This is a genomic window from Paenibacillus sp. sgz302190, assembly GCF_059820445.1.
The window spans coordinates 665,162-679,872 of sequence record NZ_JBZYAO010000001.1 but is presented as its reverse complement, the minus strand read 5'-3'; the positions used below and the strand labels follow the sequence as shown (position 1 = coordinate 679,872).

The window sequence follows — 14,711 nt, the reverse complement described above, 5'->3', positions numbered from 1 at the left end:
CTTTGTTGTCTTCATGCAGCTACAATCAAAAGGAGTGGACGCACGGTGATTAGTCAGTTATCTTGGAAAATCGGAGGTCAGCAGGGGGAAGGGGTCGAAAGTACAGACCGCATCTTCTCTACAGCGTTGAACCGTCTCGGTTACTATTTGTATGGGTACCGTCATTTCTCTTCGCGGATTAAGGGGGGACATACAAATAACAAGATTCGCATCAGCACCAAGCCGATTCGCGCAATTTCGGACGATTTGGATATTCTGGTCGCTTTTGACCAAGAAAGTATCGATTTCAACGCACACGAGCTTCGTGACAACGGAGTAATCGTGGCGGATGCCAAATTCAACCCGGTTTTACCGGAAGGAATTAACGCTCGTTTGTTCCCTGTTCCGATCACTGCAATTGCGGAAGAGCTGGGAACATCCCTGTTCAAGAACATGGCTGCATCCGGCGCATCCTGGGCATTGTTGGGATTGCCGCTCGATGTGTTTAATAAAGCGGTTGAGGAAGAATTTGGCCGTAAGGGAGCTGCTGTAGTCGAGAAGAACATTGAAGCTGTCCGCAAAGGCGCTGAATCCGTTCTTCAACTGGCAGGGGGCCCGCTTCCAGAGTTCCAATTGGAGCCTGCGGACGGCAAGCAAAAGCTGTTCATGATCGGCAACGACGCTATCGCGCTCGGAGCTGTGGCAGCCGGATGCCGGTTTATGCCTGCATACCCGATTACGCCTGCTTCGGAAGTTATGGAGTACTTGATTAAAGCGCTGCCTAAATTCGGCGGTACCGTCATTCAAACCGAAGACGAGATCGCAGCTTGTACGATGGCTATCGGCGCCAACTTCGGCGGCGTGCGCGCTCTGACTGCGTCCGCAGGTCCCGGTCTTTCCTTGATGATGGAAGCAATCGGTCTTGCCGGCATGACCGAAACGCCTGTCGTTATCGTAGATACGCAGCGCGGCGGTCCAAGTACGGGTCTGCCTACGAAACAAGAGCAATCCGATATCAACGCTATGATTTACGGAACTCACGGCGAAATTCCGAAAATTGTGCTGTCTCCAAGCACGATCGAAGAATGCTTCTATGATACGATTGAAGCTTTCAACCTGGCTGAGAAATACCAATGCCCGGTCATTCTGGTAACGGACCTGCAATTGTCCTTGGGCAAGCAGTCCGCCGAGCAGTTGGATTACAACCGCATCGTGATCGATCGCGGAAATCTTGTTACCGATGCTCCTGAGGTTGAAGCAAATCAATTGTTCAAACGCTATGAATTTACCGCTGACGGCATTTCGCCGCGTGTGTTTCCAGGAACGAAACACGGTCTTCACCACGTTACAGGGGTTGAGCACGATCAAACGGGCCGCCCTTCGGAAAGCACCGACAACCGTCAAAAAATGATGGATAAGCGTCTTGGGAAGCTGAAAAACATTCAAGTAACGGACGCGATCAAAGTCGATGCTCCGCACGAGAATCCGGACCTGCTGATTATCGGCATGGGTTCCACAGGCGGTACGATCGACGAAGCAAGAAGCCGTATTGCCAAAGAGGGCATCACATCCAACCATGCTACGGTTCGTCTGCTTCATCCGTTCCCTGCGGCTGAGCTTGCTCCTTATCTCGAGAAAGCAAAAACCGTTATCGTCGTAGAAAACAACGCGACAGGTCAATTGGCAGATCAAATCAAGCTGCATGTCGGTTACGCCGATAAAATTAAAAACGTTCTTAAATATAACGGCAATCCGTTCTTGCCGGCCGAAATTGAACAAAAATGTAAGGAGTTGACCCTCGCATGGCAACGTTAAAAGATTTTCGCAACAATGTAAAGCCAAACTGGTGTCCGGGATGCGGAGATTTCTCCGTACAGGCGGCGATTCAAAGAGCGGCGGCTAACGTAGGCTTAGAGCCGGAAAACTTGGCGATTGTTTCGGGTATCGGATGCTCCGGACGTATTTCCGGTTACATCAACGCATACGGTTTCCACGGTATTCACGGACGTTCCCTGCCAATCGCGCAGGGCGTAAAAATGGCGAACCGCGATCTGACGGTTATCGCTTCGGGCGGCGATGGGGACGGCTTCGCAATCGGTATGGGACATACCGTACATGCTATCCGTCGTAACATCGACCTTACTTACATCGTCATGGACAACCAAATCTACGGCTTGACCAAAGGCCAAACTTCGCCGCGAAGCGCCGAAGGCTTCAAAACGAAAAGCACGCCTCAAGGTTCCATTGAGTCCGCGCTGTCTCCGCTTGAAGTAGCGATGGCTGCCGGAGCGACATTCGTAGCGCAATCGTTCTCCAGCAACTTGAAACAGTTGACTGCCGTTATTGAAGCGGGATTGAATCACAAAGGCTTCTCTTTGATTAACGTATTCAGCCCTTGCGTAACGTTCAATAAAGTAAATACTTATGACTGGTTCAAAGAAAACATCGTAGACCTGGACGAAATTCCGGACTACGATCCGACGAACCGCGTTATGGCTATGACAAAAATCATGGAAACACACAGCATGTTGACTGGTATAATATATCAGAACACAGCTAAAAAGAGCTATGAAGATATGGTTCCAAACTTCCCGCAGGAAGGTCTTGCGAAACAGAATATGAAGATTTCCGAAGCGGAATTCGAAAAGCTGCTTGCAGAATTTAAATAACAACTGCACCTTAAGGGCATACGGGGATCCTCCGTGTGTCCTTTTTATTGGGCGGTAAACAGAGAGGACGATTTCGATGAGTAAATTAGTTCCCGTAGGCATTTCGGCTCGCCATATTCATTTATCCCAAGAGCATATCGAACTTTTGTTCGGACAAGGCTACCAGCTTACAAGCATGAAACCTTTATCCCAGCCCGGACAGTACGCGGCGGAAGAGACCGTTGCGGTGATCGGTCCGAAGGGGAAATTCGATAAAGTGCGCATTTTGGGTCCGGCGCGCAGCCAAACTCAAATCGAAGTATCGCGTACGGATGCGTTCTCTCTGGGAGTCAACCCTCCAGTGCGCGAGTCGGGAAATATTGAAGGAACTCCGGGTCTGAAAGTTGTAGGACCGCAGGGAGAAGTCGATCTGGAACGCGGTGTCATCGTAGCTGCGAGACATATTCATTTACATACGTCAGATGCGGAAAAATGGGGCATCGCGGACAAGCAATTGCTGCGCGTCAAAATGAACGGGGAGCGCCCTTTAATATTCGAAGACGTCATTGCCAGAGTTTCCGACCAATTTGCGCTCGATATGCATATTGACACGGACGAAGGAAATGCATCGGGCGTCAAGACCGGCGATTTTGCGGAACTGCTGAATTAGGAAAATTCGTCATTTTCACGAATACGCCATTTTCCTTTTGTCTATGCACATCTATAATGGTATAATAATATCTACATGTTTACATTTATAGAGCATGTGCAGTGCAAGCTTACGAAGAAAGCTTTCCACTAGGGGAGCTCTTAGGAGGAAGTAAGGAAAATGGCTAACAATGCGAAATCCGTCAAGGATTATTCCCAATATTTTCAGCCTCCTTCATTGACAGATGCCAAGAAGCGCGGAAAAGAAGAGATCGCCGTTCATTATGATTTCACCATTCCTGAGGAGATGCAGGAGTTCGGCACAAATAAATTTTATTTGATTCGCACCTTTGGCTGTCAGATGAACGAGCATGATACCGAAGTGATGAAGGGCATGCTGGAGCAAATGGGCTACCAATCTACCGAAGACAAGTACCAGGCCGATGTTATTTTGCTCAACACCTGCGCGATCAGAGAGAACGCGGAAGACAAAGTGTTCGGCGAGCTTGGGCACTTGAAAGCTCTTAAGGCTGAGAAGCCGGGACTTGTTCTTGGCGTATGCGGCTGCATGTCTCAAGAGGAAGCGGTTGTCAACCGGATTATGCAAAAGCACGCTTTTGTCGATCTGATTTTTGGCACGCACAATATTCATCGCCTGCCGACTTTGCTGAGGGACGCTTTTTTCAACAAAGAAATGGTTGTCGAGGTTTGGTCCAAGGAAGGCGACATCGTCGAGAATTTGCCCAAGAAGCGGGAAGGAATCCGGGCTTGGGTGAATATTATGTATGGCTGCGACAAGTTTTGCACGTACTGCATCGTTCCTTATACACGCGGTAAAGAGAGAAGCAGAAAGCCGCAGGACGTCCTTGCCGAGGTGAGGGATCTGGCACGTCTCGGTTTTCAGGAGATCACGCTGCTCGGTCAAAATGTGAACGCATACGGCAAAGATTTCGAGGATATGTCGTATTCGTTTGCCGATTTGATGAACGATATCCGGAAGATCGACGTGCCGCGGATTCGATTCACGACTTCGCATCCCCGGGATTTTGACGATCATTTGGTGGAAGTGTTGGGCACAGGCGGCAATTTGGCCGAGCACATTCATTTGCCTGTCCAATCGGGGAATACGGAAGTTTTGAAAAAAATGAGCCGCAAGTATTCCCGGGAACAATATTTGGAACTGGTTCGCAAAATTAAAACGGCGATACCGGGTGCCGTATTGACGACGGATATTATCGTCGGTTTCCCCGGCGAAACGGACGAGCAGTTTGAGGATACGCTTTCCTTGGTAAAGGAAGTGGAGTTTGACTCCGCGTTCACATTTATCTACTCGCCTCGCGAAGGTACGCCGGCGGCGGGCATGGAAGATAACGTGCCAATGGACGTTAAGAAACAGCGCTTGTACCGCCTGAACGAATTGCTTAACACATACAGCAAATTAAGCAACGAGAAGCTGCAGGGTGAAATTGTGGAAGTATTGGTCGAAGGGGAGAGCAAGAACAACCCGGACGTCCTTGCCGGACGCACCCGGACCAATAAGCTGATTCATTTTACGGGATCTAAGGATTTGTACGGTAAATTGATTCATGTCCGAATCACTCATGCGCAGACTTGGGTGCTGAAAGGCGAAATCGTGGAAGCGCCGCTAAAGATGTCCATATAAAATGATTTGTCAATAGTGAGGTTGAAGATTGGAGCGTGCAGTCGTGTCGGAACATAGTCACCATCATCCCCATGCGTTTGAAATGGAGCATTATACGAATACGGAATTAATTGTTCGTGAGGATATTTTGGCCAAAGCGAAAGAGCTTGCGGAACTGCTGACGACTTCGAACGAGGTGCAGTTTTACCAGCAAGCGGAGAAAAAAATTTCCGGTAATGAGCATATTCAAAAGCTGATCAGTGGAATCAAGAAAAAGCAAAAGGAAATCGTCGCTTTCGAGAAGTTTCAAAACGCCAAAATGGTGGATAAAATCGAGAAAGAGATCGATGAATTGCAGGATGAGCTGGACGGGATTCCTATCGTGAGCGAATTTAAACAGTCTCAGGAAGACATTAACTATTTGCTTCAGCTTGTCATGTCGGTCGTCCGCGATACGATTTCGGATAAAATCAATGTGGAAGCGGGCCAAGCGTCGAGTCCGAGCAGCTGCAGCGAATAAAGTGAATGAAACCGAAAATCGCCCTCTTGTCAGGCCAGATGCCGCTAGATGGGCGATTTTTGCCAATAGCTTACGGGTTCAAGTTCATGTTGAGCACAATGTTAAGGAGACGGTGTCATGATCACGGTACGAAATTTAAGCAAAGTTTATCCGCCGGACAATAAAGTGCTGTCTCAGATCAGCTTTCGCGTCGATGAAGGGGAATTCATCGCAGTGGTGGGAGGGAGCGGCAGCGGGAAAACGACGCTGCTGCGCTGCATCAGCCACCAGGAAAAATGGACGTCCGGCCAGCTCATCTACCAGTCGAACGATATTACGACGCCCGGGCTGTTGGATCGATGGAAGCTCGGCAAAGATTTCGCTTTTCTTGAGGAAAAGCCGGCGTTGAATAGAAATAAAAGCGCTATCAAGAATGTCATGATGGGGAAATTTTATCAAACGCCGATCCGTATTTTAACGGGAGCCGTTTCACGCGATGAGCATGTTATCGGGATGGACTATTTGGAAAAAGTAGGCTTGCTCGACAAAGGCGATAAAAAAATTAGCCAATTAAGCGGCGGCGAGCAGCAAAGGGTTGCGATCGCGAAAGCGCTCATCCATGGACCTAAAGTGCTGGTCGCCGACGAGCCGGTGTCGGGCCTGGATCCGAAAGCGACGGAATACATCATGAACGACTTGCGATCCTTATGCAAGGAAAGCAATTTGACGGTCATCGCCGCGCTGCACCAGGTCGAGCTCGCGGAGCGGTACGCAACGCGGATTTGGGGATTGGCGGAAGGCAAAATCGTACTTGACATCCCTGCCAGAGGGCTTACGATGCGAGAAAAACAGCTTATTTTCGGTGCGCCATGATTCAAGTGCTATTCGTATGCTTGGGCAATATTTGCCGCTCGCCTATGGCTGAGGCTGTTTTTCGCCATAAAGTGAAGCAGGCCGGCCTGGATGGGCGTATCGTTGTTGATTCCGCGGGCACGGGGGACTGGCACACCGGAGAGCGGCCGCATCAGGGAACGAAACGAATTTTGGACCGTCACCGCATCGATCATCACGGACTGACTGCCAGGCAAGTGAAGGCAGGCGATTTTGAACAGTTTACATATATCATTGCCATGGATGACAGCAACATAACGAATTTAAAATCGTTTGCTCCGGATGCACATAGCGCCTCCATTCATAAACTGTTGGAATTTGCCCCGGATAAGGGCGGCGGCAACGTCCCCGACCCATACTACACAGGCAATTTTGAAGAAGTGTACGAGATGGTCGACAGCAGCTGCGAGCGCCTTCTCGCTTTTATCCGAAGCAGGGAAGGCATATAGCCTAGCCTCGGACGTCCTGAAAATTGCGCGTTTTTTACAACCAAATACGTTTACGGCCAGGTGCCCTTGCCAAGCAAGGGGTAACAGGGAATCGGGTGCAACTCCCGAGCGGTCCCGCCGCTGTAACCGGGGAGCCTTCTTCAATAACGTCACTCAGCCGCATGCTGGGGAAGACTGAAGAGAGGCATTGATCCGGGAGCCAGAAGACCTACCTATCCGTACACCTTAAAATGCCTTCGGAGAAAAGGAATGGTGAGTACATTGTCAACCGTATCGCTTATTTTTCTTGTTTTTGCTTTGGGATTGCGTCATGGCTTGGACGCGGATCATTTGGCTTTTATTGACGGACAAACCCGCTATAATTGGCGGATGGGAAGCCCGATCGCCCGCTGGGTAGGCACTTTGTTTTCTTTTGGCCATGGGGCGGTAGTGGCCAGTATGGCGATTGTTTTGGGGATGTTCATCAAAGATTTTGAGTTTCCCGATTACTTCGATACTTTCGCAACATGGATTTCGATATTGTCGCTTTTCCTCATTGGAACGATCAATATTTATAATCTTCTGCGTTCGAAATACAAAAACGAGAGCTTTCAAATTAAAGGATACAAAGGGAAATTTATCGATAAAGTCGCCAAAGGGACAACCAATCCTTTTTTAATTATTTTGGTAGGCGCGATTTTCGCATTGGCTGCCGAAACGATTAGCCAAACGTCTGTTTGGGCGATTGCCGCAAGCAATAAAATCGAATACATGCCCGTTATTTTGGGGCTTGTGTTTATGTTCGGGATGATGCTGACCGATACGCTGGATTCGCTGATTGCTTACCGGATGATTCATCATTCCGGAAAGCTGGGGCAGTCGGCTTCAAGGCTGATCGGATGGGTGATCGTCATTCTTGCTTACGGGGTTTCGTTCTACGAAGCTTTTACGTTTTTCAATCCGTGGGCCGAACTCGATTTCGAAATCGTCGGCATCGGCATCTTTGTATTTTTACTGCTTTGCTTCGTGTTCGTCACGATACGTGCCAAACAGGAATCGCGTTCGCTCAGTTAGCGACGGCTGCGGAACGTTCCGCGGAAACCGCTGTTGACGAAAAGGCATCTTTACCCTACCGGATGAGGGGAAGATGCCTTTTTTGCCTTTTTCGCATGCATGAGTATTTACAGTGCTGTTAACCCGGCGTTCTGCACGCACTCGGATATCGCCTGAAGCATACTCTTATGAATCGGAATGATAACATCCGTAGGTCCCAGAAGGAAAATTCCGCTTCTGTTATGAACGGTCGCTTTGTGAACATAAATTCTAAAGTGCTCCGAACCGGGAGTGAGTGAAGCGGACTCCTGATTCTTGGATCGCGCATTGACAAAAGTGATTGCTTTCATAGCTCCCACGTCATAGGGCACGATGCTGATCATATCTTCAAGCTTGAAGTAATAATTCACGTGCGGCTTATGAAGGACCAGTTCTCTCGTGGAAACCGTCAGCCCGTAATCCTTCTTTTTGTGGGACATCTTAAGATCGCCCTCAAGCGATTTGATCTGAATAAAATCCGGATTCATGGGACAGCCTCCTTCGCTATTCTGCTGATCGCTATTCTATCAGAATACCACAATCCGGCGGACTTGTTAACGGAAGCTTATCAATCGTTATCCGGCCTGAAATTGAATCAGACAGACGGTGCCCTTATTCGGATTGCTGGAATAGGAAATTTTGCCGTTCATCGACTTTATGATGCTCATGACAACGACGAGGCCCAGGCCGGTTCCATCCGCTTTGGTCGTATAGAACGGCATTCCTAACGAATTGATTTGCGTTTTGCTCATGCCGACCCCGGTATCGGATATCCAAACATGAATGGTAGATTCGGTTAGGTGCGTATGTACGGTAAGCGTTCCGCCGTCAGGCATGGATTCGATCGCATTTTTGATCAAATTCATCAGGCACTGGCGCAATTTTTTCGATTCTCCCCATACGTAGAGAGGGGATTCGCTGCTATGCGAGATGTCGACCGTTATTTGATTGGAAACAGCGATCGGATTCATAAATCGGAGCATCGAAGCAAGCTCTTCCTTGATATTCAGCTTTTCCTGCTGACTGCTGTTCGGCTTCGCATAATGCAAATAGTCGCTAATAATCGCATTGGCCTGATCGATGCCGGATAAAGCGAGCGAAATGAAGCGTTTGCGCTCTTCCTCGGAAAATTCCTTCTGTTCCATCATTTGCAAAAAGCCGCGGGTCGTCGTCAGCGGATTGCGGATTTCATGGGAAACCGAAGCGGCCATTTGTCCGATCATGCGGTCTTTTTCGAGATGCAGCAATTTCTCTTTATTGATCTCCTGCTTTTTGACGTGGAAAAAAAGAAAGGTCACGAACCAGCTCGAAACGAAGGACAGCGATACCGCGTAAGCGGCATACACGTAGTTTTGGTCAAGCAGTGCGGGGCCTGCCGCCAAATAAAGCGCCAAGTAACCGAACATCAGGACGGATACGAATATAAATTTGGCTTTGAAGCTGTCGGCGACCATCTTCCGCTTCAAATAGAGGCCCGCCGCGAGCATGAAGGTGCTGCCGAGCAGTACGGGAAGCAGTTCATTTTGCAAAATGACCAGATTGCCGAAGTTGAATGCGATCCACGTAAAAATGCCGGGTACGGATCCCTCGAAGAGGATCGCTAGCGTAAGTGAGACGGGAATCAGATGCAAAGTATAGACAATCGGCTCTATATCTTCATAGCCCAAATAGAAATAGGTGAGCACGAAGAGGATGAGGACGAAAAGAATTTTACGCTTTTGTTCTTTGTATACATATATAGGAGTAAGAACCAAGTAGATCAACAGCGCACTCATCATGTATAAAAGACCATGAAGTTCATGGGTGATGACGGAATGGAGCAATACGAACCGTCCTTTCTAAACGTACGACAGAATATGGTTTTTTTCTACATTATCTCACAAATTACGAGTACTTCAAATAGGTTGGATACGTTTCAAATGATAAAGATTTAACAAAGTGATGTGAGACATTTTCAGCGCATCGCTGTATAATAAGAGAAAGCGTTTTCAAATGATGAGCTGCGATAGAACGGAGAGCGATAAGGATGAGGGCTTGCCCGCATGTTTGTGGAGTTGTCTTTGATCCGCTTGACGAAGGATATGTCGATGTTTGCGAACAGTGTATGGACGGTTGTGCGGAGGAAAGTCCGAATGAAGCGGATGAAAAACAGGAGAGCTTTTATATGGGCTCGTGCGGATTGATTATGGATTACTTGTTATAATCCTAGTCATTGTAAAAAACTGTTGCTTACGGGAAATTTATTGTTACAATGAAAGTAGATTAACAATTCATAAAATTCAATCGCAGCACATTTTTGAAAGGAGACATGGAATGGTAACTTTACCCAAAGTGAACGATCTCGGCTTTTTCGAGATTAGGCTGGAATCCATTGGCGGACTCGGTGCGAACTTGGCCGGTAAAATGCTCGCAGAAGCAGGAGTAGTAGGGGTAGGGCTTAACGGTGTCAGCTTTTCTTCATACGGTTCGGAGAAGAAGGGTTCAGCCGTAAAGGCACACATCCGTTTTTGCGATATGAATACGAATATTCGCGATACGTCTCCGGTCGAACGACCGCATGTAGTCGGTGTTTTTCATGAAGCTCTTTCAAAAACTGTAAACGTTATCAGCGGAATTTATGAAGACAGCACGGTTTTGGTAAATTCGACAAAAACGCCAGATGAGCTCAAGGAAAAGATGAAGCTCAGAGGCGGCACCATTGCGGTTATCGATGCGATCGGCATCGCGCTGGAGGAGAAGAACAGAGTCAACATGGCGATGCTTGGCGCCTTGTTCCGCCTCTGCGACTTTCTGGACCCGGAAGTGATGCGCGGCGTCATCCGCAAATCGCTGGAGAAAAAGTATCCGCAGGCGGTAGCTCCGGCCATCCGCACTTTTGACCGCGGCTACGACGAAGTGCAATTCCAAACGTACGCGCTGCCCGAAGGGGAGACGATGCCCGACTTTGTGCGCTTCGATACGCCTGTTCTCGGATATGCGACGCAGCCGATCGGCGGCGTGATTACGAATCCGGGCAACAGCATTCTGAAAGATCTCAGCATTTCCCGGGCGGGGATGATGCCGCATTTTCACGAAGACAAGTGCATACACTGCGCTTCTTGCGACAACGTATGTCCGGACTTCTGCTTCGTATGGGATGAGCTTCCGGATAAAAAGGGCCGTCCGCAAATGTTTTTGCAGGGCATCGACTATCAATACTGCAAGGGCTGCCTGAAATGTGTACAGGCTTGTCCGACCGAAGCGCTGTCCAGCGAAAGAGAAGAGGACGGCTACGCGGATTCGCACCGGATGCCGCACCGGTTCAATTTGGCCGCAGGCGTCTAGCCGCGCACGGCATAACATCCGCTATAGGATCATTCATGGGAGAAGGGTGGATACAAACGTATGGCCATTGATATCAAAAAGGAATTGGGGCAAGCCAAAATCGAGCAGCGGATTGTGTACGAATCCGGCAACGAGATGGCCGCATATGCCGCTCATCAAATTAATTATCATATCATGGGATATTTTCCGATATCTCCGTCCACGGAAGTAGCCCAATTTCTCGATTTGATGAAAACGAACGGCCAGCATGACATCGTGCTCATTCCGGCTGACGGCGAACATGGCTCGGCGGGCGTATGTTACGGCGCTTCGACCGCCGGCGGCCGCGTATTCAACGCGACAAGCGCCAACGGCTATTTGTACATGCTGGAGCAGATGCCGGTTCAGTCCGGCACCCGGTTTCCGATGGTGATGAATCTGGTATGCCGCTCGGTATCCGGCCCTCTGGATATTCACGGCGACCATTCCGATCTGTATTATGCGCTCAATACCGGCTGGCCGATCCTGATGTGCCGCGATCCGCAGGCCGTATACGATATGAATATTATGGCTTTGAAGCTGGCCGAAGACCCTGCGGTGCGCCTGCCTGTGCTCGTCGCGTCCGACGGCTACTTCACCTCGCACCAAAAACGAAGAGTGCAGACGTTCGCCAACCGTGAGGATGTGCATGCTTTCATCGGCGAGCAACCGCAAGGATTCCCGAATACGCTGGACCGCAACAATCCGATAACCGTAGGCCCGTATATGAACGAGCCGGACTATATTAACAACTGCTATCAGCAGTCGGTCGCCATGTACAACGCGGAGGAAGTGTTCGACCGGATCCGCCGGGAATACGCGGACTTGACAGGGCGCGATTATCCGATTCTCGATCTGTACCGGATGGACGATGCGGAAGTCGCCGTGTTTTTGATGAACTCCTCGTCGGAGATCATCAAGGACGTAGTCGACCAGCTGCGCGAGAAGGGCATTAAAGCCGGTTCGATTGCGCCGAACATGATCCGGCCTTTCCCGGCGAAGCAAATTGCCGAAGCTTTGCAGCATGTCAAAGCGGTCACGGTCGGCGACCGCGCCGATTCTTACGGCGGGCATGGCGGCAATATGGTCAACGAGATCAAAGCCGCGCTGTTCACGCACAGAAATCACGATACGCTTGTGATTAGCCGTGTCTACGGCTTGGGCGGCAAAGATTTTTACTCGGAAGACGGCCACAACCTGTTCCAATTTGCGATCGACGCGATGAACAAAGGGTACGTGGAAGTACCTTTCGATTATTACGGCCATACGGCGGGAGATCCGGCGAAGGCGCCGAAGCGCGTGCTGACGCCAATGAAATATGAGGATCTCAAGACGGGCCTCATTACCGTCACTCCGGACGAAACTTCCGGCAAGCTGAACGTCCGCATTCCGCCGCTGCGCTCGCTGACGAAGAAGCCGAAGCGCATCGCTCCGGGGCACGGCGCTTGTCCGGGCTGCGGCATTTTCTCGGGCCTGGAGATGTTCTTCAAAGGCATCGAGGGCGATATCGTCGCACTGTTCCACACGGGCTGCGCGATGGTTGTCACGACCGGATATCCGTACTCCGCCCATAAGGCGACGTATATCCATAATTTGTTCCAGAACGGGGCGGCAACGCTTTCCGGCGTCGTCGAAATGTTCTGGGAGCGCAAGCGCCGCGGCGAGCTCGACGGGCTTGGGCTGCAGGACGATTTCACCTTCGTCATGATCACCGGCGACGGCGGCATGGACATCGGCATGGGGCCGGCCATCGGCGCTGCGCTGCGCAATCATAAAATGATTATCCTGGAATACGATAATGAAGGCTACATGAATACGGGCGCGCAGCTGTCGTACTCGACTCCGCTCGGTCACCGGACGTCGACGTCAAACGTCGGCAAGAAACAGGGCGGCAAAGTGTTCCACCACAAGGACACCGCGCAAATTATGGCGGCGACCCATATTCCTTACGTGTTCACAGGCTCGGAAGCATATCCGCAGGATTTGGTGAAAAAGGCGGCCAAAGCGCAGTGGTACGCCCAGCATGAAGGCATGGTGTACGGCAAAATTTTGATTGCCTGCCCGCTCAACTGGCTGTCCGAAGACCAGGAGGGCTCGAATATCGTCGGCGCTGCGGTAGATTCCTGCTTTTTCCCGCTGTATGAAGTGGAGCATGGCGTTACGACGCTCACGTACAACCCGGAAGACAAGGGAAAGAAAATTCCTTTGGCCGACTGGCTCAAAACGATGGGCAAAACGAAGCATATGACGAAGCCGGAGTACGCGGAATCGTTACAATCGTTCGAGCTCGAAGTGGAGCGCCGCTGGAACATGTTGAAAGCCAAGCACGACAATCCGTATTTGTAAATAACGAACAGGCACGGGCACTTTCCCCTCGCGGGACAGTGCCTTTGTTGCTGGCGGCGGGAAGGATGGAACAGGAATATGCCCTATGTGCTTCAGCACTCGGCAACGAAGCAAATCTATACATGCATGCTGGTCAATCATTATCAACTGGCGTATTATGGAGTTAAGTATTGGGCGGAAGCCAGGGAGGCGGAGGAAGAGGCCCGGCCTTTTTTGCAGGCCGCGGGGGTAGCGGAACCGGCCGAATGGGATGTGAGAGAGATGGACGAGAGGGAAATGAAGCTTTGCAACGTCAGGCTGAAAAATGATCCCACTTACGTGTTGTTCGAGAATGAAGCGGGCAAACCGGAAGCGCGAAAAGGGGACATTTCCTGACATTTCGGAGCCGGACCGGGGTTTTGCAAATAACGACGGTTCGATCTTGACGTTTTTGCCATATAATATAGATAAGAGGCGGTTGGGATATACCGCCTTTGCTTCATCCGAATCTTAAAGAGAAAGGAAGCGCCTTATCATTGGGACATCGGAGAACCGTGCAGCAGCAACTGGAGTTTCGGAATACGACCGAAAGTGGACTCACGATTGAGGACGTTCATGAGAGAATTCTTCGCTTTATGCGGCTCGAACCACTGGCAGCGTACAAGTTCATCATCGGCACCGATTGCCAGGTGCATGCAGGATGCACGAAATTTATTACCGGTGTCGTCATCCAGCGGATGGGGAAAGGCGCGTGGGCTTGCTACCGCCAAGTGTTGGTTCCTCGCGCTTTGACATCGGTCAAAGAAAAGCTGTCGACGGAGACGGCCTTGAGCGAAGAAATCGCATTATACTTTGATGAGACCAAACGGCGAGATATGGAAAATGTGATACTGCCGCATATTTATCAGGGCGCCTCGTTCGAGATGTACATTCATATCGACGCCGGCGAAGACGCAGCCAAGAACAAGACGGCCAAGTTCGTCGAAGAAATGGTTCGCAGAGTCGAGTCGGTAGGCATGGTGCCTGTCATTAAACCGGATTGCTATGTGGCTTCGTCGTACGCCAACCGGTTTTCCAAAAAGCCCGTTTCTTACCAAGCTACTTATCATGCCCATGAGGTGACAGATGGAAGTTTATAAGGTTTCAGCCGCGCGTTCGTTCTTTCTGGTCCTTCAGGATCCGGAGAACGAACGTTTTTTTGTTTTTCCATTGAAATG

The 14,711-nt window shown here is 50.0% G+C and carries 14 protein-coding genes and 1 riboswitch; of the genes, 12 read left to right on the top strand and 2 right to left on the bottom strand.

Annotation, left to right across the window (positions count from 1 at the left end):
• The first annotated feature begins 45 nt into the window (after positions 1-45).
• From AC6RNO_RS02910 to AC6RNO_RS02875, 8 genes are all read left to right on the top strand, one after another.
• The gene (locus AC6RNO_RS02910) at positions 46-1,794 is read left to right on the top strand and encodes a 2-oxoacid:acceptor oxidoreductase subunit alpha (RefSeq protein ID WP_474683150.1); all 1,749 of its coding nucleotides are present in this window, start codon (positions 46-48) and stop codon (positions 1,792-1,794) included.
• On the top strand, positions 1,782-2,648 hold the full coding sequence (locus tag AC6RNO_RS02905) for a 2-oxoacid:ferredoxin oxidoreductase subunit beta (RefSeq protein WP_474683149.1): 867 nt from the start codon (positions 1,782-1,784) through the stop codon (positions 2,646-2,648). The genes AC6RNO_RS02910 and AC6RNO_RS02905 overlap by 13 nt, the downstream gene beginning before the upstream one ends.
• Before the next feature lie 76 nt (positions 2,649-2,724).
• The gene (gene pduL, locus AC6RNO_RS02900; protein ID WP_488437558.1) at positions 2,725-3,297 is read left to right on the top strand and encodes a phosphate propanoyltransferase; all 573 of its coding nucleotides are present in this window, start codon (positions 2,725-2,727) and stop codon (positions 3,295-3,297) included.
• Positions 3,298-3,456: 159 nt separating this feature from the next.
• Positions 3,457-4,938, top strand: coding sequence for a tRNA (N6-isopentenyl adenosine(37)-C2)-methylthiotransferase MiaB (miaB, locus tag AC6RNO_RS02895; RefSeq protein ID WP_474683147.1), 1,482 nt, complete (start codon positions 3,457-3,459; stop codon positions 4,936-4,938).
• An 82-nt stretch (positions 4,939-5,020) separates the two neighbouring features.
• On the top strand, positions 5,021-5,437 hold the full coding sequence (locus AC6RNO_RS02890) for a YlbF/YmcA family competence regulator (protein WP_474683263.1): 417 nt from the start codon (positions 5,021-5,023) through the stop codon (positions 5,435-5,437).
• Between the two features lie 117 nt (positions 5,438-5,554).
• On the top strand, positions 5,555-6,289 hold the full coding sequence (locus AC6RNO_RS02885; RefSeq protein ID WP_474683146.1) for a phosphonate ABC transporter ATP-binding protein: 735 nt from the start codon (positions 5,555-5,557) through the stop codon (positions 6,287-6,289).
• The gene (locus AC6RNO_RS02880) at positions 6,286-6,756 is read left to right on the top strand and encodes an arsenate reductase/protein-tyrosine-phosphatase family protein (RefSeq protein WP_497104487.1); all 471 of its coding nucleotides are present in this window, start codon (positions 6,286-6,288) and stop codon (positions 6,754-6,756) included. The genes AC6RNO_RS02885 and AC6RNO_RS02880 overlap by 4 nt, the downstream gene beginning before the upstream one ends.
• A gap of 41 nt (positions 6,757-6,797) precedes the next feature.
• Positions 6,798-6,986: riboswitch (cobalamin riboswitch) on the top strand.
• 19 nt (positions 6,987-7,005) lie between these two features.
• Positions 7,006-7,809: a HoxN/HupN/NixA family nickel/cobalt transporter gene (locus AC6RNO_RS02875; protein WP_474683144.1), complete on the top strand. Its 804-nt coding sequence runs from the start codon at positions 7,006-7,008 to the stop codon at positions 7,807-7,809.
• A 107-nt stretch (positions 7,810-7,916) separates the two neighbouring features.
• Here the strand turns inward: AC6RNO_RS02875 and AC6RNO_RS02870 are convergent, their stop codons facing one another.
• Together AC6RNO_RS02870 and AC6RNO_RS02865 are read right to left on the bottom strand one after the other, a co-directional pair.
• Positions 7,917-8,315 carry a hypothetical protein gene (locus AC6RNO_RS02870; protein WP_474683143.1) on the bottom strand — a complete coding sequence of 133 codons (399 nt, stop codon included), beginning with the start codon at positions 8,313-8,315 and terminating at the stop codon, positions 7,917-7,919.
• Between the two features lie 87 nt (positions 8,316-8,402).
• Positions 8,403-9,650: an ATP-binding protein gene (locus tag AC6RNO_RS02865; RefSeq protein WP_497104484.1), complete on the bottom strand. Its 1,248-nt coding sequence runs from the start codon at positions 9,648-9,650 to the stop codon at positions 8,403-8,405.
• 490 nt (positions 9,651-10,140) lie between these two features.
• Here AC6RNO_RS02865 and AC6RNO_RS02860 point away from each other — a divergent pair, with 490 nt between their 5' ends.
• The 4 genes from AC6RNO_RS02860 to AC6RNO_RS02845 all read left to right on the top strand — a co-directional run bounded on the left by AC6RNO_RS02860 (position 10,141) and on the right by AC6RNO_RS02845 (position 14,633).
• Entirely contained in the window at positions 10,141-11,151 is a 1,011-nt protein-coding gene (locus tag AC6RNO_RS02860; RefSeq protein ID WP_474683140.1) for a 2-oxoacid:acceptor oxidoreductase family protein, read from the top strand.
• A 60-nt stretch (positions 11,152-11,211) separates the two neighbouring features.
• Complete coding sequence (locus AC6RNO_RS02855; protein WP_497104482.1) at positions 11,212-13,515, top strand: thiamine pyrophosphate-dependent enzyme; 2,304 nt, start codon at positions 11,212-11,214, stop codon at positions 13,513-13,515.
• Positions 13,516-13,593: 78 nt separating this feature from the next.
• Complete coding sequence (locus AC6RNO_RS02850) at positions 13,594-13,890, top strand: hypothetical protein (RefSeq protein ID WP_497104480.1); 297 nt, start codon at positions 13,594-13,596, stop codon at positions 13,888-13,890.
• Between the two features lie 140 nt (positions 13,891-14,030).
• A complete protein-coding gene (locus AC6RNO_RS02845; RefSeq protein WP_474683137.1) occupies positions 14,031-14,633 on the top strand; it encodes a ribonuclease H-like YkuK family protein in 603 nt (200 codons plus the stop codon).
• Positions 14,634-14,711 lie beyond the last annotated feature (78 nt).